This window comes from Hungatella sp., from assembly GCF_046966825.1.
The window spans coordinates 26,316-48,723 of sequence record NZ_JBKVCZ010000042.1; the positions used below are offsets into that span (position 1 = coordinate 26,316).

The 22,408-nt window shown below is 50.6% G+C and carries 16 protein-coding genes and 1 tRNA gene; 1 reads left to right on the top strand and 16 read right to left on the bottom strand.

The genetic code is table 11. The features are described from left to right. Positions 1-25: 25 nt before the first annotated feature. From ACLTD4_RS14730 to ACLTD4_RS14755, 6 genes are all read right to left on the bottom strand, one after another. The gene (locus tag ACLTD4_RS14730) at positions 26-1,039 is read right to left on the bottom strand and encodes an ABC transporter permease (protein WP_172683671.1); all 1,014 of its coding nucleotides are present in this window, start codon (positions 1,037-1,039) and stop codon (positions 26-28) included. Continuing rightward, entirely contained in the window at positions 1,036-1,977 is a 942-nt protein-coding gene (locus ACLTD4_RS14735) for an ABC transporter permease (protein WP_002601476.1), read from the bottom strand. The genes ACLTD4_RS14730 and ACLTD4_RS14735 overlap by 4 nt, the downstream gene beginning before the upstream one ends. A gap of 166 nt (positions 1,978-2,143) precedes the next feature. After that, positions 2,144-4,096, bottom strand: coding sequence for a peptide ABC transporter substrate-binding protein (locus tag ACLTD4_RS14740; RefSeq protein WP_055659599.1), 1,953 nt, complete (start codon positions 4,094-4,096; stop codon positions 2,144-2,146). 65 nt (positions 4,097-4,161) lie between these two features. Further along, positions 4,162-5,247 carry a dipeptide epimerase gene (locus ACLTD4_RS14745; RefSeq protein ID WP_117634292.1) on the bottom strand — a complete coding sequence of 362 codons (1,086 nt, stop codon included), beginning with the start codon at positions 5,245-5,247 and terminating at the stop codon, positions 4,162-4,164. Then, positions 5,244-6,044: a serine hydrolase gene (locus ACLTD4_RS14750; RefSeq protein WP_055659595.1), complete on the bottom strand. Its 801-nt coding sequence runs from the start codon at positions 6,042-6,044 to the stop codon at positions 5,244-5,246. The genes ACLTD4_RS14745 and ACLTD4_RS14750 overlap by 4 nt, the downstream gene beginning before the upstream one ends. Before the next feature lie 248 nt (positions 6,045-6,292). Then, complete coding sequence (locus ACLTD4_RS14755; protein WP_117634294.1) at positions 6,293-6,940, bottom strand: Crp/Fnr family transcriptional regulator; 648 nt, start codon at positions 6,938-6,940, stop codon at positions 6,293-6,295. Between the two features lie 104 nt (positions 6,941-7,044). On the opposite strand from ACLTD4_RS14755, the gene ACLTD4_RS14760 reads away from it, so the two are divergent. Then, on the top strand, positions 7,045-7,749 hold the full coding sequence (locus ACLTD4_RS14760; RefSeq protein WP_117634296.1) for an ATP-binding protein: 705 nt from the start codon (positions 7,045-7,047) through the stop codon (positions 7,747-7,749). A gap of 184 nt (positions 7,750-7,933) precedes the next feature. Here the strand turns inward: ACLTD4_RS14760 and ACLTD4_RS14765 are convergent. The 10 genes from ACLTD4_RS14765 to ACLTD4_RS14810 form a co-directional block, all read right to left on the bottom strand. After that, a tRNA-Arg gene (locus ACLTD4_RS14765) sits at positions 7,934-8,007 on the bottom strand. A 118-nt stretch (positions 8,008-8,125) separates the two neighbouring features. Then, positions 8,126-8,821, bottom strand: a complete 696-nt coding sequence (locus tag ACLTD4_RS14770; protein WP_055659590.1) for a DUF1961 family protein — start codon at positions 8,819-8,821, stop codon at positions 8,126-8,128. A 31-nt stretch (positions 8,822-8,852) separates the two neighbouring features. Then, the gene (locus ACLTD4_RS14775) at positions 8,853-9,662 is read right to left on the bottom strand and encodes a polysaccharide deacetylase family protein (RefSeq protein WP_117634298.1); all 810 of its coding nucleotides are present in this window, start codon (positions 9,660-9,662) and stop codon (positions 8,853-8,855) included. A 17-nt stretch (positions 9,663-9,679) separates the two neighbouring features. Beyond that, positions 9,680-12,829 (bottom strand): GDSL-type esterase/lipase family protein, encoded by a 3,150-nt coding sequence (locus ACLTD4_RS14780; protein WP_117634300.1) that lies wholly within the window; start codon positions 12,827-12,829, stop codon positions 9,680-9,682. A gap of 69 nt (positions 12,830-12,898) precedes the next feature. Then, positions 12,899-15,529: a hypothetical protein gene (locus ACLTD4_RS14785; protein WP_117634302.1), complete on the bottom strand. Its 2,631-nt coding sequence runs from the start codon at positions 15,527-15,529 to the stop codon at positions 12,899-12,901. Between the two features lie 69 nt (positions 15,530-15,598). After that, a complete protein-coding gene (locus tag ACLTD4_RS14790) occupies positions 15,599-17,167 on the bottom strand; it encodes an extracellular solute-binding protein (RefSeq protein WP_117634304.1) in 1,569 nt (522 codons plus the stop codon). 34 nt (positions 17,168-17,201) lie between these two features. Continuing rightward, positions 17,202-18,104: a carbohydrate ABC transporter permease gene (locus ACLTD4_RS14795; RefSeq protein WP_002601487.1), complete on the bottom strand. Its 903-nt coding sequence runs from the start codon at positions 18,102-18,104 to the stop codon at positions 17,202-17,204. 26 nt (positions 18,105-18,130) lie between these two features. After that, positions 18,131-19,099, bottom strand: a complete 969-nt coding sequence (locus ACLTD4_RS14800) for an ABC transporter permease (RefSeq protein ID WP_002601488.1) — start codon at positions 19,097-19,099, stop codon at positions 18,131-18,133. 248 nt (positions 19,100-19,347) lie between these two features. After that, positions 19,348-21,564, bottom strand: a complete 2,217-nt coding sequence (locus ACLTD4_RS14805; protein ID WP_181988664.1) for a helix-turn-helix domain-containing protein — start codon at positions 21,562-21,564, stop codon at positions 19,348-19,350. 5 nt (positions 21,565-21,569) lie between these two features. Next, positions 21,570-22,391: an MBL fold metallo-hydrolase gene (locus ACLTD4_RS14810; protein WP_412331393.1), complete on the bottom strand. Its 822-nt coding sequence runs from the start codon at positions 22,389-22,391 to the stop codon at positions 21,570-21,572. Positions 22,392-22,408 lie beyond the last annotated feature (17 nt).

Below are 22,408 nucleotides of genomic sequence, written 5' to 3' on the forward strand. Positions count from 1 at the left end.
TGATCGATCCGTTCTGTCCTGTCTTCTACACATGGTTCTTCGGGTCAGCCGCGTCGGAAAACGCGTTGCCGATAATATAGAATGAAATAGTGACGAACGAAAGAATGATGGTCGGATATACGAGCTGGTAACGGAGCGCCGGGCTGGTGATGAGGGCGCGGCCCTCATTGATTAAGTTGCCAAGGCTTGGAATGTTGACCGGAAGCCCCAAACCGATGTACGTGATAAAAACCTCATTTCCAATGGCGGACGGAATCGTCAGCGCCATACGCAGCATAATAACCGACACCAGATAAGGAAGCAGGTTTTTTATGATAATCTTCGCCGTCGGCGTGCCGAGACAACGGCTGGCCACATTGTAATCCCTGTCGCGGATAATCAGAATCTGGTTTCTGATGAAACGAGCCATCTGAATCCATCCCGTAAGACACATGGCGAAGATCAGTGTCTTCACACCCGGCTTCAAAATATAGGAAATCAGAATCAGGACAATCGTATTCGGTATGTTGTCTATAATATTATAAATCTCAGTCAGTATAAAATCAGCCTTCCGCACGTAACCCCAGATGACACCGACCGTGATGCCGATCAAAGCTTCCGCCAGCGCCACAGACAGGCCGATCAGCAGGGAGGTTCTGGTTCCCGCCCAGATTCTCGCCCACAGATCCTGGCCAATGGAGTTGGTTCCCAGAATAAACTGGTCTCCGGGCGGAATATTGCGATACTGCATTCCCGCTTCATCATTGACGATCATGTTCGGGTCATACTGGCCCGGAAGATGGGGCTGAATGAAGGTAAATGCCAGAAGAAGGAGCAGGAGAACGAGAAGAACGACCGCCCCCTTATTCTTTAAGAAAGCCCGAAACGTACTGCTCCAGTAGGAATAGTTGCTGTAGCCGGTCCGCTCCACTTCCGCTTCGTTAAATCCGGCGAAGGAAAAAAGCTCCTCATCGGTCTGTGGGGCGCCCTTTGCCGCCTGTTCCATGCTGTCCATCAGCTCTGCCTCTTTCGTATGGCGGTAAGAAAACTGCTTCATCATCTGTCACCTCCCTTTTTGCTCAGGCTGATCCTCGGGTCAAGCAGAACCATCAGGATATCGCCGAGAAGCAGACCCATAACACCGACGCAGGCATAGAGGAGCACGATTCCCTGAACCATGGTATTGTCGTGTTTCTTAATCACCGTGACCAGCAGGCCGCCCATTCCCGGAATGCTGTATAAGGATTCGATATAGATGGAGCCGATGACCGTGTTCAAAAATGCGGTCGGTATGTACTGGGCCAGCGGAACAAAGGCGTTTCGGAAAATATGCCTGAACATGACGCCGCCCTCGGACATGCCCTTTGCCCTGGCCAGCTTCACATAGTCCTTATTGCTCTCATCCACCATGTAGCGCCTCAGCCACATGCCGTAAAATGCGATATTATTTAAAGACATGGAGACAACCGGAAGAATCCAGTACTTCGGATCGTCGATTTGAAACAGCAGACCGACGCCCAGCGCCTGTGTTCCGTACAGCTGGATATAAAGGAAGTAGACCGCCGCAGGAACCGCCTGGATACAGACGATAAATAACGTCCCCAGCTTGTCAAACCATCTGTACTTGTACCGCGCCATCAGTGCTCCCATGGGAAGCCCGACAAACAGCGAAACAATCATGGACAGGACACCCAGCTTAATGGACACCGGAACCTTATCGGCCAGAATCTCCGCTACCGGCACATTTGCCCGGTAAATTCTGGATACCCCCAAATCTCCGTGCACCAGGTCGTTAAAGAAACGTACCACCTGAACCGGAAGCGGGTCCGTAAGACCCATCTCCTGTAAGCTTACCTGGATCTGCTGTGAAGTCAGCTTATCGAAATTAGTGAAATAGCCTTCAATCGGCATCAGACGAAGCAGGCAGAAAACGACAGTCAGAATAATGATTAGAGTAAGAAACGATCGCGCAATTCTTTTACCTAGATATTTTAGCATCAGCAACATAACTCCTTTGTAATTTCTTTTATAAAAACACTCTCGGAAGCAGATGTCATCGGCAATTTCGTAAATTACATCTATTTCCGAGAACATTTTTACTTAATTCCGCAGTGATGCGGATACTTACCGAAGTAAAAGTTCCGGTAAGCATCCGCCCTCTGCTCTACTGGCCTGCCTTCTCCTTATTCGCTTCAAATTCTTCCATGGAGATGTAATGATCCTGCAGATGCTGGCCCTTATACTTTAAGTTGGACACACCAAACGGCGCATACTGGCCTTCAAACACATTGAGCTTCGTCGCAAGATATTTGCTTACGCTGATGCTGAAAGGCACGACAAGCGCATGATTAATCAGAGTTGCCTCCGCTTTGGCAAATGCCTCGTAACGGGCGTTGATATCCACCTTGATGTCCTTGGCTTCCTCAATCGTTGTAAAATACTCTAATACAGCGTCGGCAGAAGGGGTTCCATCCTCAATGGCTTTCGCAAGGTTTGCATACTTGTAGCCCAAATCGTAGCCGCTCTCGCCTTTCGCCTGGTAGAATGGATCGGTCCATGTCTCCGGGTCCGCGTAATCGGCGCCCCAGTTACACTTTAACATTGCGTACTTTCCGTTACGGCGGATCTCAGTCAGGAATCCGTCGGTTGGACCTGTCTGCACAATAATATCGATAAAATCAGTTCCCAGCAGCGATTCCATCTGCTGTTCCACAACCTGACACTCCTTATCCCAGTTTACTTCGGTAGGATTGTACGGCAGCAGCACCTTCACCGGGAAGGTCACGCCTTCGGCCGCCAGCTCACTCTTTGCCAGATCACGGTACTCCACGGCCTTCGCCTCATTAAAGGTATCTCCCAGAGCCGCCATATCGCCGATCTCTGTAAAATCGGTTCCATCCGCGTTGAAGGTGAACTTCGCCGGAGTGATGGTATTGATCACGTAATCTTCCGGAACGTTCGGCTCCAGCACAGCGACTTCCTTAGTCTTATTCAGAGCGGAAGAAAGGGCCTTACGGAAGTTCTCATTGTTCACGGCCTTTCTCCAGTTATCCGGCTCATACTCTGCGTCGAACTGCGGATCAAAGTTGAAACAGTAGAAATAGGAGTAGCTGTTTCTCGGCCTCTCACGGCTGATCAGATTCTTTGTATCCTCGTTGCTCATCCAGTCGTCCAGAATATCGGCTGTGATTTCCGCGTAATCGATCTCACCGCGCTTGATCATCTCCGGTCCGATGGTATTCGACTCCGCATTGTAAATTTTCTGTATTTCATCGATATAGACGACGTCCGCATCATAGTTCAATGTATTCTTTTTATAGATCCGGCGCTCCTGAGGAGAAAATTCCGACATATAGTAAGAACCATTGTAGTACATCTTATCTGCGGCCGTTGCAAACGTCTTGCCCAGTTCCTCCAGCTGAGGTCCGTAAGCCGGCATATAGACGATATAAGCCAGAGAAGACAGGAAATACGGCACTTCCGTCTCCAGCGTATAGGTAAGCGTATAGTCATCCACTGCCTTTACTCCCACCTCGGAGAAATCAATGGCATTCCATACCACACCGTCCTCATCGGCTCCGCCGTTATATACCAGGCCATTGTAATAGGCTTTGGCATTTGCAATCACACCGAACAGATTCTGCACAATCCCACTCTCGTATTCCGGTGTCAGCTGGTATTTAATGGCGTCGACGTAGTCCTGTGCCGTCACGTCGGCTACCGGCGCACCTGTGTTATCCACCCATTTGGCTTCTCTTAAATGAAAGGTCCACGTCCTGGATGCCTCATCATATTCCCATTCCGTCGCCTGTCCCGGCCGGATCTTTCCTTCACTGTCGTACTCGATCAGAGTATCAATGCAGTATGCTGCCGTTTTAAAATCAGCTTCTGACGCAGAGACCAGATAATTTAATGTCGTAACTTCCCCCGAATACAGTTCCGTGTACACGACGGGTTTTCCCCCGTCTTCGCCTTTACCGGCCTCGTTTTTCCCGGCCTCGGTTCCGGCTGCCGCGGAGCCGCCTTCTGTCGTCTTTTTACCGCCGCATCCGCTGAGCACGGTCGAAGCAGCAAGAACAGCACAGAGCAGTGCCGCAGTCAATCTTCTTTTCTTCATAAGTTTTCCTCCATGTTCCTAATATTCTAACCCTTGCGGGATTAGTTTCCATACGATTACGCCAGTTACGGCTCAAATGCGGGAACTCCTGTAATTCCGATCCCGTCATTGTCATTCATTCGGATGACCGCGCCCTCATAAACCGGTCCCCCTGTATACGGATCGATGGAACAGAGGGATGGGCCGTCCAAATCCGCACGGGTAATAATCCCCTTACCCGCCGCCAGATGCGCCGCCGCGCTGACCGCGATCTTGCTCTCCAGCATACACCCGATCATGCACTCCACTCCGTAGCTTTCCGCAATGGCACAGATCTTCAGCGCCTCATAAATCCCGCCGGTCTTCATCAGCTTGATGTTAATGAGATCCGCCGCCCGGTTCTGGATAATCCGAACCGCATCCTCCGGAGAAAACACGCTTTCATCCGCCAGGACAGGCGTGGCCACATTGGCTGTCACAAACTTCATCCCGTCAAAATCATGAGCATTTACCGGCTGTTCCACTAAATCCATCTCAATTCCCGAATCCTCCATGGCCCTGATGATGCGAACGGCCTCCTTGGCCGTCCATCCCTGGTTGGCGTCGATGCGCAGCCGGATCTCCGGCCCCACAGCCGCCCGGATCTCCCGGATTCTCCGGATATCTTTTACGCCTTCTTTTCCCACCTTGATTTTCAGAATTCGAAAGCCCTGTTTAACCGCCTTTAAGCTGTCCTCCACCATCTCGTCCACACAGTTGACGCTGATGGTCAGATCCGTCTCCACTTCTGTCCTGCTGCCTCCCAAAACCCGGTACAAAGGCTTCCTGCAGGACTGTGCATACAGATCATAGAGCGCCATATCCACCGCCGCCTTGGCCGATGTGTTCTTCACCATACAGCCGTGAAGCTTCTTCATCATGCCGTCCAGGTTATCGATCTCCATTCCGATCAGATTGGGAGCGATAAATTCCTCGATGGCACACCGGATGGAGCCTTTCGTATCCCCGGTGATCACAGCCGTGGGAGGGGCCTCTCCATAGCCCGTCCTGCCGTCATCCGCGGTAACTCTGACCACAATATCATTCACGCTGTTCACGGTCCGCAAAGCCGTCTTAAACGGCGTTACAAGAGGAATATCCACTTCTGCGGTCTCTATCTTCGCAATTCTCATACTCTAACCTCCGAATTTCTATGGTACAGCCACAGAGAAGTCTCCGCCATCACACGCTCATATGCCGGCGTATCGGTATCGTTTCCACAGTAGCACACGATAAATGGCTGTTTTGCATATACAATTCCAACATCATGTGTAATTCCGCAGTCTTCCCCTGTCTTGTGGGCGATTTCCGGTTCCTCCGGCAGCGCCTGCAGATAAAACGGAATCTTGCTGCACAGCTGCTGGTTCTTTAAAATAGAAATCATCTTTTCACTGGCCTGCCGGCTCACCAGTCTGCCCTGATACATCTCACGAAGCAGACGGCCCGTCTCCGCTGCCGTTATGTAATTCTGGATTCCCCGCTTTGATTTCTCCGTATCGTACATCTTCCGCTGAAGCACCGTATCGCGGTATCCCATCCGCCTGATCGTACGGTTAATCTCCTCGATTCCAAGAAGATCGATAAGCACATTCGTCGCCGTATTATCGCTGAAAATAATCATCAGCGTCACGAGATCGAGAACCGTCACTTCGATTCCGTCATGAAGATACGTAAGTGCCCCGCAGGACGGCACACAGTCCTCCCGCTTCATGCGGATGATTCTGTCGGGATTCAGAGTCCCCTCCTCGAACCGCACAAATGCTTCTGTCATCACAAACAGCTTGATAACGCTGGCGGCCATCATCCGTTCGTCCTCGTGATACGCCGCCCGCTCACCGGTTACGAGATTTTCATAATAAAATCCCGTTTTTCCCGGAAGTCTCCTGATCTTCTCTGTCACTTCCTCTTCCAGACTGCCTGTCAACCGCATAAGTCCCCTCTCCACGCCTGTCGAATTTTCATTATAGAAAAAAAGAGGCACTGCACCTACCACCTACAGCTACCTCATTGCACCTGATTTTGCGACTGATTCGTATTCTTTATGAAATATAATCTTATGTATAAGTATAATAAATTTCACAAAAAAAGCAAGCGCTATTTCCCTCTAATTCGGTAATTTTCAGTCATTTTATTACGGTTCGCAGCCCCTCCGGCCCCGCTGCCTGCCACGTTTTTTGACTACCGCAGCTCCGCTTTCAGCAGCTGAAACTGATTTTTATGGAAGGATATCTGTCCTTCTTCCTTCAGCCGTCCCAGCTCCTTTGACATGGCGCTCCTGTCCACAGCCAGATAATCGGCCATCTCCTGCCTGTTTAACGGAATGGTAAAGGACTCCCCTCCCGCCTTCTTTGCCTGCTCCGACAAATAGGAAAGAATCTTCTCCCTGGTTGTGCGTTTTCCCATGTGACCGATCTTCTGTGTCAGCGTCATATTCTTTTCCGCCAGAATTTTAAGCATATTGCGGACCAGACGGTTATGAAATTCACATGCAGACGGACAGACGGTTATGATTCTCTCACAGTTGATGAAGAGCACCTCCGTCTTCTCCGCGGCGGTCACACTGACCGGCAGACACTCCACGCGCGCAAAGGAAAACGCCTCGCCGAACAGACCTCCCCGCTCCACATGGGCCAGAATGGTCCGGTTGCCCCAGAAGTCGTCAGAAAACACCAGCACGCTGCCGGACAGGACCATACCTACCTGATCCGCCCGGCCGCCCGCCATTAAGATATACTCTCCCTCATCAAAGAAAACTCTTCTTCCGCCAAGACACGGAAGCAGCTGTTCCAGTTCCCCATTTTCAATCCCGTCAAATAATGAAACCATCTCGTTCCGCCATTTCGATTTATTTTTAATTTCGTTGCAAAAACAACATACTTTTCGATTTTAGTATAGTATGATACAGCTATCGAGTCAAGGAGGAAAAAAACATGATAAGAAAAATCATTCACATTGATACAGACGCCTGTACCGGCTGCGGACTGTGTGCCGAAGCCTGCCACGAGGGAGCCATTCAGATGATAGACGGAAAAGCAATTTTAACGAGAGAGGATTACTGTGACGGTTTGGGAGACTGCCTGCCCGCCTGTCCCGCAGGGGCCATCTCCTTTGTAGAGCGCGAAGCGCCCGCCTACGATCACGCCGCTGTACAGAAGGCCAAAGAGGCCCTGGAATACGCCGGCTCTGGAGACAGCCACTGTGCCTGTCCCTCGGCTGCCTCCCGTTCCTTATCCGGCAGCGCCGTCCAGAACCAGGCCGGACCGGAAGACGTTCCAGGCTGCCTGTCCCAGTGGCCGGTCCAGATCAAACTTGCGCCCATCCACGCCCCCTATTTCGCCAATGCCGACCTGTTGATCGCAGCGGACTGCACCGCTTTTTCCTATGGTAATTTCCACCACGATTTTATCCGGGACCACATCACTCTGATCGGATGTCCGAAATTAGACAGCACGGATTACTCCGAGAAGCTGACGGAAATCCTGCGTGAAAATGACATCCGCTCCATAACGGTAACCCGTATGGAAGTTCCCTGCTGCGGCGGAATCCAGTTCGCGGTGGAACGGGCAGTAGAAAACAGCGGGAAGAAGATTCCGTGTAAGGTCTTTACTATCGGAATTGATGGGAATTTGCTTTGAGGATGGGTTAAAAAGATGAGAGATACTTCACGCCTGCCGATCTATAATACCGTGAAGTATCTCTATTTTTTTGCCCCCTGCGATTGTCCGCACTTATAATCCAATGACTAAAAAACCTCCAGATATCAGCAATAAAAAAGACACCCTCACTCGGATGTCTTTTTCCTTAAACCTTTGCATTTAATGCGCCGAACATGATTCGAACACGCGGCCTTCTGGTCCGTAGCCAGACGCTCTATCCAGCTGAGCTATCGGCGCATATTGCTTTCGCAACGGTATTAAGTATATCCGATACCACACATTTTGTCAACCTGTTTTTTCATTTTTTTGCTATTATTTTCACTTATTTTCACTATTTACACTTTTTTGGTTTTCTCTATGCCCACACCTCCAGATTCTCATACTCTCCAATCATAGGCGCCAGCTGGCGGAAACCGATCTTTCCTCCCTCCAAAAGCTTTCCATAAGTCACGCCATCGTCTTTGAACCGGAACAGCTCCAGTGCGTTGATATAAAAACGCACTTCGTTTCCCCTCTTCAGGACCGCTATTTCATATGGCCCTTCCGCCTCGTCTGCGTCCGGAATCGGGTCGCCTCCCTGGGCTGTTAAGTAAAAGCCATGGCTCTTTCTTAAATTGCAGGTATGGAAAGCCCTCTCATCCGGCTCCTTCCTGCGGAAATAGGAGATGTGGAAGGCGTCTATATCACCGTGATGATACTGCACATACTCTCCGGCTCTGGGCATCAGGGAAGGAGAGAATAAGTCATCCCCATCCCGTCCCTTTGCAGCCAGGAATATCATGCACAGACCCGGCTCCTGAATCGGGTAAAACTGCCACCGCACGAATAGATCAGCCGGAAATTCCTCCGGGCACCACAACACATAATTGGCCTTCTGCCCGCTGTCCGCACCCAACTGGTTTTCCATGCGAAGCCTTGCATTCGGGAAAGAAAACACGGCCTTCCCTTCCAGCACGAAATCCCTTATATCCTCCGGCCTTTGCAGCGGGTTTTTATAAATGCACGCAGCATTTTTTAAAGTCTCTGTTCCATAAGCGGATAAATCAATCATTCTAATTCCTCCATAGCCGAAACCGGCTGCTCTACAGTTTTATGCTTTCTCCACCCGGCACTAAAAACAAGTCCCCGTCCACACAGATCCAGACAGACTGTGCGGATGGATTATAGACCAGGTCACCGTCAATCGTAAACTTCAGATTCCCTGCAGCTCGCATATAATCCACAATCTGAATATTGGTAGCGTACCAGGTGTCCTCCCTGCCTCCTGCCATGCGGCAGAACTCCTCCATCAGATCCCAGTTTTGATCTCTGTCAAATTCATAGCTGTGGCCCCAGACAAGCATCAGATAAAGATACTGAGTCTTATTCAGCCGTATAAATGCTTCTCCATCCTCTAAAAGCCCGTGATTGTGATGGCAGGTGGCCTTCCAGGTCAGGAAGTTTTCCGGCATGGCGAACTGATGGGTATCCCCAACCACCCGGCCGTATTCAATCCCAAGCCCCGGCATCAGAGAAAGTATTTCCTTGCTGTAAGATCCATTGGGATAGGACAGTCCCCGCACAGGGTAGCCCGCCGACCGTTCCAGATTCCGTCTGTCCTCCAATACCTGAAGAGCCACCTGCTCCACAGGGCAGCGCTCTATGGTAGGATGAAGCACCGTGTGGCAGGAAATCTCATGCCCCTGATACAGGTCCGCCCACTCACTCTGAGGTACTCGTTCCCCGTCCGTCAGACCGGAATTCAGGTGAAAGGTCCCTTTTATCTTGTATGAATTGAAGAGTTCCACCAGCTTTCGGTCCCAGGTTCTCCCATCATCGTAACTCATCGTCAGAACCTTATGCTTCCCTCCCGGGAAGCAGGTATAGATATTTTTCAGCCTTGTCGTTATCATGAGCCGTCTCCCTCCTGTCACGCCTGCTTTACTGCGTTTTCGTGTACTCTCAGCTTTTTCAGTTCCTCTGCCGCCAGACCGGCAAACCGCCTGGCGCCTTCTGCTGTCAAATGAACCTTATCTTCTCTATAGCAGCCGGCCGCTTCCGTCTCACTTACCCCTTTAAGCCAGTTTCCCGTCACCATTCCGAGGTCGATGTACGGGATATGCTCTCTCTCTGCCAGCTTCCTCATCTCTTCGGCATACCGGGGAAGTGATGCGGCAATCGCTCCTTTCTCCCCTTCTTCATTTTCACTGCATGGATACAGGCAGATGGAGGACAACAGAACAGGCACCGCTTTGCATTTCTTTGCCGCGCAGACATAAGCTTCAAGCACACCGGCAAACTGTTCTGCGGGCACAAAGCGTTCTGCCTTCGAAGCAGCGGCATCATTATGTCCGAACTGGATCAGAAGAGTATCCCCTTCCTTTAAATGTTTTTTTATATCCTCCAGACGCCCTTCCTCCAGAAATGTCTTCGAAGACCGCCCTGCCGCAGCGCAGTTGTCCACGATCAGATGTCTCGTTTCATACTGCATCTCCTGTTCAAACGGACAGTCCTCCCTGTGCCCTGTTTTAACCGCAGTATCCGGATCCAAACAGGAGAGAAGCATCTCCCCCCAGCCGGCCTGCGGCCTGTCGCCGCTGTCGTAGGACTGGGCGGTGGAATCCCCGGCCAGATACAGAACCGGCTTGTGTTTCATATAGGGCAGCACCCGTCCAAACTCCATGTCAGAGCCATAATAGAACGAAGGATATCCCGGCTGGTTATAGCAGTTATTCTGCCATGCCACGCTGCACCGGTACTGGGTATCCTGCATAAGGGTAAACAGCTTGTGGTCTGTCACCTCCGTATTGGTGTAAATGCGGATGGACGAGCTGTCCGCAGTCCGAAGCAAAAGCTCCTCTCTGAAATCTCCAAATATATCAGCTGTCAGGCAGGGATTTCCCTTCGTTCCGTTATTCGTCAGCGTATTCTCCGGAGTCAGCATAACACCGTGGATCAAATCCTGAATCACACCGGTGGGTTTCTGGTTTAAATAATCGCTGCCGTCAGTAATCTGGGTCGTCAGATCCCCTGACCAGCGGATGGACATATTGGTTCCCGGCGTATTGGTGTCCAACAGACGGCCCCTGCAGTCATAGATTCCTGCACCGTTTACCCAGCACTGGTATCCACGCACGCCCGGCACCATGTCGCCAATCATGCACCGCCCCAAATCTTCCTCCGCATACGTCCCAAAGATGGCCTCTCCAGTAGCCGCATCCCGCAGCGCATAGCCATAAGGCACATCCCCGGCTCCCTCAAACACATTAAATATCTCCAGCCCCGGACGGTCCGGATCCATGTCTGCCACATGCATGGCATCGCCGTGTCCCATTTTGGCCAGGACTCCATCCGGCCTGCGGTCATAAGAGCTGTATAAAAGACTTCCGTCATGGTCAATGCAGGCTGCCCCGTAGATAATCTCCATGCAGCCGTCCCCATCCACGTCAGCCGTAGAGATCGAGTGGTTCCCCTGCCCCGCCAGTTTCCCATAGACAGGGTCACTGCCTGCAAGGGCATGGGGAACGTCGTTAAATGGATTTCTCATTGGGACATATCCGCTGTCCACCTTCCATTTTTCCCGGAATTTCCCCTCGAAAAAGTCGTATGCGGCAAGACAGGACCTGGTGTAATAGCCGCGGCATACGATCAAATACGGCCTTATCCCGTCCAAATAGGCTACTCCCGATAAAAAACGGTCCACCCGGTTGCACGGTTCGATGCGGTTCATGGCGTAATCGCCCCATCGAAGGCCGTCGTCCTCTCTGGGGAACGGGAACGGAACCGTCTCCAGCTCCTCCCCGTCTCCGCCAAACATAGTTAAATATTCCGGTCCCTCATAGATAAATCCTTCAAACCGCCGCAGATCATTCCTCAGGCTTCTCTCTGGCGCGTAGACGTCAAGGAAGTAATCCGCCAGCGCCCTGGCCTCCTCCTTCTGTAAAGGATATTCACAGCGCTTTTGAATTCCGAAACACGCTTCCAGCGTATCCGGCCACTGACCATTCACGACCTCAGGCAGTTCTCTCCAGCCCAGAAACAGTTCTGTTAAATGCTCATAGTAACCGTCAGCACTGCATACATAGGAATCCTCATGGCCGTATCCCCGCCTGATATCCTCCTCCGGCATGGTAATATAAAATTCCCGCGCCGGTGTTCCGTCTCTTCCATAGACTGTCATCTTCGTTCCCGGCGCAGTTTTCACGGCCATTTCGCCTCTGCCGTCCCCGTTAAAATCATAGCAGATAAACTGGGTATAATGGGCGCCAGCCCGTATATTCGCCCCCATATCAAGCCGCCACAGAAGTCTTCCGTCCAGTTTGTAACAGTCGATATAGCACCGGCCCGTATAGCCCTTGATGGAAACATCATGAGAATTGGAGGGATCCCATTTGACAAGATACTCATACTCTCCGTCTCCATCCACATCCGAGACTGACATATCATTGGCTGAATACGTATACCTCTCTCCCTGCGGCGTCACGCCGTCCTCCGGCTTCTGAACAGGAATATCCAGGTATTCCCGTTCCCATACGGCGACCGGCTCACAGGCCGCCCCCTCTTCCCCGTCGTGCACAGGCGCAACCGCATAGACATCTCCGCACGTTCCGTGGACATCTGCATAATTCGTACTGTTTGTCACCAGTGAAATGGCCCTGCCGTTCCGGTATATCCGGTAATTCACGCCAGTCATGCCTCCTGCCTCTTCACTGAAGCCGCACACCTCGCTGACAAGCATGCGCCAGCTTAAAAATACGCCCTGATCCGTCTTTACCGCCACCAGTCCGCGCCCCAGACTTTCCGTCTGCTCATTTCTGATATAGTGAACAGGGGTCCTTAACGTGGTATATGGTCCTGCCGTTTTTCCTGCCATTACCGGACGCACCGCCAGATAGTGGGGCACATGGGTAAATTTTTCCAATGTATAAGTGGTGCATTCCGCAGGCACAGTCCCCAGCAGCCGGTACTGCTCCGGTTCAAGTTCCCTGTCGGACCAGTATATTTCATAGTGGTCTGCATCAGGATTTATCTCCCAGGAGATTGTCACCTGGTTATTTGTTATCTTCGTTATCCGTATCATAGAGGCCTCCCGTTCTGTTTTCTGCCTGGTACTGCGTTATGTAATTAACGGTGAATTGAGTGCCTGCTCTCAGGCCTTGCGGAAGCTCCCTTCGGGCATCCCGGCCACCAGTAAATCCGCCTCGTGCAGTGTCTTCGGCAAAGTATCCCGGATAAAATCCAGAGCCATAATCACATTCAAACACCATTGGGCGGCAAAATTAGTCGATATCCAGGGAATCTCCGTCAGATATTCCCTGTTCCCCTCATGCTTTCGCGTAACGCATTCCAGTCCCTGATGATTTCCTTCACAGAGAATTGCATGAAGCAGATGCCCCCAGGTGGTCTCCGCCAGTGCCGTATCCTGAAAATACTCCGCGCCATAAGCCCCCATGGCAGCAGCCATAAACGGAAGAGAGAATTCCCGATCCCCGATAATTCCCCCGGACTCTTCCATCTGCTTCTCCCTGGGCAGATAATAAAACCGTCCATAGTTGGCCATCATCCGTTTCCACTCCTCATCCTCCAGAAGTTCCGCCATCTCCATCCATACCTGCGGCGCTCCCATACAGATCTGAAGATGCGTTCCGCCCGCCGCCCGTTCCCCGATATAACGCAGATGAACGGTTTCCGGATCGAATTCAAAGTCCGGTCCCGATACCAGCTGTAACGGCGCCTTCTTGATATCCTCCATGCCGGTCATGATCTTATCCCGGTATAACGGATCATTTTTGCGTTCCCACTGAGTCAGCCAGTTGGCGCACAGGGACGACCAGTCCGGACCGGTTCTGGCATGGCTCTTACAGACCATATCCGCCTTCTCATAAAAATCTCCCAGCGGATCCCTGTTTAAAAATGTCATTTCATTGTCCTTCAGTTCCTCAAAGATATCCTCCAGCCTGTGATCCCCGGTCATATAATAGTAAAACCGGTGGTGTGCCGCCATGGCAATCCTGGCTTCCTTACAGGGACAGCCCCAATGCCGCACGTTGTGCCGCGACCCTAAGCCCCTGTACTTCCCCATATGGTATACGTCCACCTCCGAGGCGTGTCTTGAAAGCTTTTCCGCCAGTGAAAATACATCCGGCCTTCCGGTCCTCATGAACATAAGCCACAGCCACAGTGTCGGAACCAGCTCCGTATTATCCCAGGCATAGCCGCCCATATCGTAGCGCCACACATGGCGTTCCCGGTCATAGGTGTGCATAAAATCGCCGTAATTAAACAGCCCGTACCAGTTTCTCTGCTCCACCTCTCCTTCATAAAAAGCAGCGGCCCGGTCAAGCTGCTCCTCCAGCCACATTTCCGTCTCACAGCTCTTTTCCGGAAGTGACCAATAGCCAAATGCCCTCATCTCATGGTAAAATCCGGGGTCCCCCACATACTGTGCCGGGTGATCCACCATTTCGGATAAGGCTTCCAGCTTCTCTCCTTCTGGAATCACTGCATCATAAAATGCTATGGAATACTCGCTGGTAGAGGCGATTCCATAAGGCGTCGCACCCTTGTAATCATAGCCCTCATAATAAACCTGATTGTATCCCCGTTCCGCATAATGCCTGAAATCCATAGCCTCGGCCGACGGACTGTACAGCCATACAAATGCCTCCGCCCTTTCCTTTGTCAGTCCTTTAAATGTATATCCGGATGGATACGTCTGCCAGAAATCCCGGATCGAAAAGGCCACCGATTTGTTTCCGCTTCCAAAAGCCGCGGCTCCTTCCGTTCTCATACCATGAAGGCAGTCCAGATAACAGCAGGTCTCCCCTTCCGTCTTCTTTCTGATTCTATAATGCGTCGGGCTGTCCTGGCATACGTCATACGTATCCCAGAAGGGCATATCCTTAAGAACGCTTTCTACAAGCTCCTTCTCATTTCCCCCCAAGACAAGCCTCTTTCCCGCCATCTGATCCCGGTAAATCTGCTCCGGCAGCCGCGGTCTCCAGGTAAGAAGCTCTGCCGCTGTCTCATGGAATACGCCGTAATCCCCCTGCACTTCCACGTGCCGGTTATACATTTCATCCTCCATAGGCACTTCCAGACGGAGCCCAATCCCCTTTAAGAAATCCCGTTCCTCATCGCCGTCGTAGAGAAACGTATGGACAAAATCCACCTTTTCCGATTCCAGGCCGATCATCATCCGGATCACAAACGGCAGTTTTCTCTCCCCATCCTCCGACACATGAGTTCCTTCAAATTTTACGACAGCCCGGACCGGTCCTTCTTCCTCCAGTGTCACCCGTTCAACCAGACCTTCGTATTCCTTTTCCGTCCTGACGGTTCGCCCATGGATATTGGCCGGCTCTTCCAGAATCAGCACCGCTCCCGCGTGCCCGGCCCGGAGTTCTCCATTAACCTCCAGCCTCTCAAACAGCCATTTCCCTTCGTCCGGGATCACCACAGCCACGCTCCCTGCCGTAATAATCCGCTGTCCCTCCAGCCTCTTAACCTCAACTTCCGGCTCTCCTTTTCTCTGACACTCACCGTCAGCAGGTACCACCTCGATCACCTCAGACAGCTTCCCCGCGTCCGCCGTATGCGCGGTCCATTTCACCGACCCATCCGGCCAAAATGCCGTAACCCTGGACTGCATGCGCTGCGCGCTCCCGTCCTCATTTCTCAGAACATACTCTGTATCCGCACTGCACCTTCCCTGATTCCACATGCAGCCCCATGAAGTAAGTCCTGACTTTACTCTGTCCCCCAAATTATGAAGTCTCATCTAATCCACCATCACATCACCGTGTGTCCCGTCACAAATTTAAGAATGCTCAACACTGCCGCCCATTTCCTACTTCGCAGTATCCTGCTGATATAACTGATTTATTTCCTCGATAAGCCTGTCTCCTCCTCTGTTCAACCACTGCGCGGCCGCGGCCTCCAGCCCTTCATCATCGATCTGACCGCAGATATACTGGGTTCTCGCATCATCGATAATCTGCTCGATATCCGTCCCGACCTCTGCGTTCACCGTAGAATTGGCCAGGTAGCCCAGCGCCGGATTAAAGACCGCTACCTTTTCATTTCTCTCATAAGCCGCATCCTGCGCTTTGGTCGGTTCATCCTTCTTCAGTGCAGGAGAAACCGATGCCAGGTGAGGAATGTAGCTGATGCACTGGTTTAATCCCACCTGAGGAGTCTGAGATACCTCCAGTTTGTTCTTTAACACGACCTCTCCGTTCTCATCCAGATCATAAGTAATGCCTTCCAGACCGTAATCCGCCATTACCAACATCTCATCATCACACATTTTGTCTAAGAAATGCAGACAATTCTTCACATCCTCCTCCGTCTTTGCCCCGGCCTTCGTGATCACGTAATATCCGTTCATTCCGCTGGTTGCCAGAGTGACATTATTGACCGGACCAACCAGATTCATGGATGCCGTCCTGGAATCGTCAACAACAGACTTCACATCGTTCTGGATATAATAGTTCCAGACTCTCTTGGCGCCGTCCATAACGTCGATAAATGCGCCGGCCTCGCCCTTCTTGCAGGCATCTCCAAATGTACCGGAATCCACGGTAGCCCAGTCCTTACGGATCAGCCCGTCCTCATAGATCTTCCTCATCCATTTCAATGCTTCCTGATACTCTGCCGTCTGATGAACCGGAACCAGCTTTCCATCCGCTTCCACCCACTCGTTTCCCACACCGAACCATGTCTGCATAATATCCAGCGGACCTACATACTTGGTCATCTCCAGACCGTAGGTATCGTCCTTACCGTTACCGTCCGGATCATCGTATGTAAACTTATAAAGCATGTTATAGACGTCTTCCACACTCTTCGGGGCCTCCGTGATTCCCACAGCCTCCGCCCAGTCGGTCCGGTAGGAGAAACCGTAGCGGCCGATAGGACGCGCACGATACACACCGATGACCTTTCCATCCACGGTCAGGCTCTTTAAGATATTCTCATTGGCCTGGGATAAGTTGGGATAGCTTTCTGAATCCTTTAAGAACTCTCTCAAATCCCAGAATGCGCCTTTCTTTGCCGCATCCACGATGTTGGCCGTCAGCTCGCCGCTTCCGGTTAAGATCATAGGCATGTTATCCTTATCCATGAGCACCAGTCCCAGCTTCTCCTTATACGTATCATTGGCCTCCCATTTCCATTCCACATGAGTGTTGGTGTAGTCCTCATACTTAGCGATAACCTCGTCGGAATGGTCATTCTTTAACTCTGTACCCTGAAACTGAGTCACCATAAAGGAGATCACAGCTTTGCCGTCTGCGGCCGCTTCCGGTTCACCGCCTCCATTCTGGCTGTTTGCTTTGTCTGCGCATGCGGCCATAGATAATACCATACTTCCAGCCAGTGTAATGGCTGCTGCTTTTTTCAAAATATTTTTTTTCATAACGATATTTTTCCTTTCTATACGTTTCTGTTTGCTAGCCTTTTACGGACCCGACCATAACGCCCTGTGTGAAATATTTCTGCACAAAGGGATAAATCAGCAGGATCGGAACCGTTGCAACCACTGTGGTCGCCATCTTAACCGCTTTCTGCGGCGGAATTCCCATGGCTCCCCAGTCAAATCCGCTGTCATTGGCTACCGCGGATGTCAAGAATATAATTCTTCTCAGTACGATCTGGATCACCTCTTTATTGCTGTCCGAAATATACATCATAGCATTGAAATAAGAATTCCAGTGGGTAACCGCATAAAACAGGGTTACGCTTGCCAGTACCGGTTTGGACAGCGGAAGGATGATCCTGCAGAAGATCTGCAGATCATTGCAGCCATCCATTCTGGCCGCCTCCTCCAGCTCTGTGGGAAGTCCCTGAAAATAGTTCTTGATAATAATCATGTTAAATGGATTTACCGCTCCAGGCAGCCATAAGGCCCAGAAGGAATCCTTTAAATGCAGTACGTTGGCAACCACCAGATAGGCAGGAACCATACCACCGGAAAACAGCATGGTCACAATCACCATATTGGTAAAGAATTTTCTCCCCTTAAAATATGGCCTGGATAAGGGATACGCCAGCGTACTGGAGAACACCATATTAATCAGGACACCTACAACTGTCACAAAGATAGAATTCTTCAATCCCTTAATTGCATCTCCTGTTTTAAAGATATACTGGTATGCATTCATGGAAATCGTACGTGGAAACAGGAAAAACGCCCGCTCTGTCAATTCCCGTTCCGTGGCAAAGGACCCCGCCACAATATATACAAATGGAAGCAGTGTTATTAACGCAAAGGCTCCGACGAATATATAGATTACGATCTGAACCAACTGGTCTCCCGGACTGCGCTTTATCTTGATTGCTTTTGTCTTAGCCATGTCTTAAGTCCTCCTCATTTCCCGATTTAATAGAAGCCGGATTCGCCGACCGCCTTTGCCAGCCGGTTCGCTCCCAGTACCATAATCATACTGACTACGGACTTGAACATGCCTGCTGCGGTAGCCAGGGAATAGTTGCCGTTTACAACACCCTTCGTGTAAATATAGGTATCAAACACATCGGATACGGTACGGTTCATGGAATTCTGCATCAGGAAAATCTGCTCATAGCCCGTATTCAGGATCGAACCCACCTTTAAGATTAACATAATTACAATGGTTGATTTGATGGCAGGAAGCGTGATATGCCACATCTTCTGCCACCGGTTTGCCCCATCCACCTCTGCCGCTTCATATAACTGCACATCCACACCGGAAAGGGCTGCCAGGAAGATAATTGTTCCGTACCCGGTCTCCTTCCACATGTTCTGTCCCACGATCATCGGTACAAACAGCCTGGGATTGGACATGACATCCGGCGCGTTATTTCTTCCGAAAATCTCCACCAGCCAGTGATACACCAGACCGTCTGTCGTGCTGAAGAGCTGGGCAGTCAGGGCCGCTACGATAACCATGGATATAAAGTGGGGAATGTAAACCATGGTCTGAGTCACTCTCTTAAACGCCGCATTTTTGATTTCATTCAGCAGTAAGGCCAGAATAATCGGAGCCGGGAAATAAAAGATCAGGCTGGTAATGGATATTGACAGGGTATTCTTTAATAGCTGTAAGAAATCCGGCCCGGTAAAAAACTTTTTAAATACGCTGAGTCCCACAAATGGACTTTGAAGAAATGCTCCTATCATGGAGTCTCCATTGTATGGGCTGAACTCCTGAAATGCCATCACTAATCCGCCCATGGGCAGATAGTTAAAGATCAGCATGTACAGTACGCCGGGAATTAACATAAGGTACAGCCATTTATGGGAAACCAGCGCGTGTTTGATGGTATCCGATTTGGGCCTCTGCTTTTGGTCTGCTGCCTTTTGACTCATATGTTCCTCCTATTATTTTATTTTTACGAAAGAGCTCTTTTCGTTATACAGGAAGCGTAATCTTACCCGCTCCTTTTGTGAGCTCATGGTAACACTCCTTGGAAACGTTTGTAAATAATCATTATCTGCCTGTTTTTTCACATAAAAAAAGCCCCTTATATCCCGCATATTCACGGTGTTTGTAAGGGGCTTCCTTTTTAACAGTTATCATGATATTCTCGCTGTTATCATCTTTTATTTTTAAGTTATCATCCTTCTTTATGCTTCTTTCGGAATGCAGAAGGGGTAGTTTCTTCATGGTTTTTGAAAAAGCGGATAAAGTTCTGTACATTATTATACTGAAGCTTCTCCGATATCTCCGCCACGGACAGATCGCTGGTCAGCAGCATATATTTTGCCACCTTCAGCTTCTCCTCACTGACCATGTCGGTAAAGGTGACTCCTCTTTCTTTTTTCAATACCTTAGATACGTAATTGGGCTGGTAGTTCAATGCGTCCGCACATTCGTTCAGCGTAATATTTCCCCTGGATTCTTTAATCATTGCCGTTACCTGCTTCACGATATCCGATGCCCCGGACTGGCGGAATGCAGTCAGAGAATGGGTAATCGGCCGAATGATCTCATCCATGACAAACTGAATCAGCTGTTTTTTATCGTATATCTGCGCCGCCTTGATCAGTATATTATACTGCTCGCTGTCAAACACGTCGTTGATCGGCAGTGAGGCTTTTGTCAAAACATCGACAATGGCAGTCAAAAGTCTGGTCACATAGAAGTTTCTCTCGATCCCCGACGCGCCCTTCATCTCCAGGCGGCCTAGAATCAGCTCCAGAAGGCGCCTGGCTTCCTCCTCCTTGCAGCTGTCCACGGCATTGATCAGTTCATTCTCCATAATCAGGTCATAGACGTTGTTCACCGGAGCCATCAGGGAATAATCATCATAAAGCACAAGAGACGAAATCCCCTCCTCCCGATTGTGGTTCTGGCTGTGCAGTGCCTCAGAGCTCTCCTCATAAGCCTTTCGGGTATGGGTTAAATCATGGAAGGGCCGGCTGATGCCGAATGCAATATGGCAGCCGTACATCTCCTCTGCGTGATCCTTGATCCGCTTATAGACCAGGGCCGTCTTGTCATCCAGGGCAATGTCGTCGTTTTCTCCGATCATGAAAATGATACAGTGTTCATAGATGATGGGTACGATGTAAAAGGATTCCCGGACCGCCTCCGGAAGCCCGGACAGAAGCTCCCGGTTCTGCCTCTCCCGCTCCTGCAGCGTAATCTCGCCCTCATCCGCCTTCGGCTTTCGGGAGATGCCGATCATCCGGTAAGATTGCCAGGACTCCATCTGATACTTCTTCTTTGTCTCTGCGATACGCTCCGGGCTCAGTCCGCCCTTCACCAGATTTGCTACAAATAATTCCTTAATCTGTACGTTCTGATCATCTACAAACTTCTGAAGCAGCAGAATCGGCTGGGAGAATCTCACCGCCGCTGCCTTTAACACGGCAAGGATCACGCCGAACAGCAGCATGACGCCAAGAGCCGCGAACACAAATACAATCCCGCCCCATTTCATTTTCGCCATATCGTAACCGGTAATATAAGTAAGCCCATGGATTCCCGCTTCTTTCACGGCCACCCGGTAGCGCCTTCCCTCCGGTGAACGGTAAATCTGCTGGTCAGACTGTCCCTCTGTGCCGCTTCTGCGTAAATAGCTCTCTGTAAAATCAGGATTCGTCTCCATCAGCATGGAACCATTGCTTAACACAGCCACGTCGTAACCCATTTTTTTATAAGACTGGGAAATGTTAAGAAGCGCATTCGTGTTGACCTGCACAGTCAGCAGATAGATCAGGTTGCCGCTGCTGTCCTGCTGCTTGATGACCAGAATCTCCCCCGACGTATCCACCATTCGGGATTCCTTCACGGTTTTATCATAAGGAGCCGGCACCCCCGTCCGGTTTAACCAGTACACCGACAGCGGAACCTTCTTCTGTTCCTCCAGAAACTGATCTGTCTCTTCGTAATTTTTCAGATAATCATAGGGATACATCCCGTAATTATTTAAAATCCAGCCTTCCCTCACATTAATGAAATTATAAAGGCTGATGTATTTCGTCATAAAGTAATTGCCCTTCAGCAGGTTCTGGGCCTGACGCACCTCGGTATAATTGCTGTAGGGAACCTTTTGCTGTTCGAGCATCCACTTAAACGTCGTATTGCTGGTACTGTCCAGATAGTATTCCCTTATGGACGAAAACAGGTTGTCGTATTCAATGGATACGCTCTCACCGTAAGACTCCAACGCCTGCCGGTTCCGCTTCGTCTCCCCCTGCACATAGATCTGGTAAGAAAGAACACCCATGATAATAAGAGGCACCATCACGAGCAAAAGGAACTGAAGAAACAGACGGTCCTCATACTTCCCGTTTTTTAAATCCAGTGGTCTCCGATTAATTTTCACGTTCTCTATCCTGCCCCTTCTGTTCGCTTCCAGTAAATAATCCCCTCCCGCTCGCATCTCTCCACAAGCCCTTCCCCATACATAAATTCCAGGCAGGAAAATGTCTTCGCCCAGATCTGGGTACAGGAGACGAAATGGCGGTAATCGGGCGGCCCCTGGCTTCTTCCGTAGGCCCGGACGCCCACATCCCGGGTGGTCATCAGCCCTCCGTCCTCTTCCAGTATCCCTTTCATGATTTCACATTTATCCAGATAGCCGAGAATAATCCGGTTAGCCTCCTTTTCCACATCCTCTATAGGCCCGTAATGGCACGGCAGAATCCTGCAGTCCGCGTACCGGTGCTTCATATCACCGAGGGACTCCATATAGCATTTTAAAAGCCCCAGATCCTTCTGCTGGCTGCCCACGATCGGCACGATGGTCGTCATGATCTGATCCCCGCAAAACAGGAATCCGTGTCTCTTCTCATGGAGACCGCACTGCCCAAACGTATGGCCCTTTAAAGAAACGACATCGAACTGATACTCCCCATATTCCAGTGTCTGGCCGGGATGAACCGGGATAAAGGGGAAGTCCTGGGCCTTTCCCCGCTCCGCGTAAGCGCGCCCGGTGTATTCCATAATAGCCTGATAGACGTCCGGAGTATCCTTCTTCGTCACGCCCACGATCCGCAGATTCTGTATACGCGACTCCTCATCCGCCAGGTAACAGTGAAGCAGATCCGCCCGCTTCCTGGTCTCCTCCGGATTCATGTACACGCTTGCCCCCAGCTCCTGCAAAGCCGGCACAAGCCCCGTATGGTCCGGATGGTCGTGGGTAATAAACACGTCCAGGTCCTTCTAGG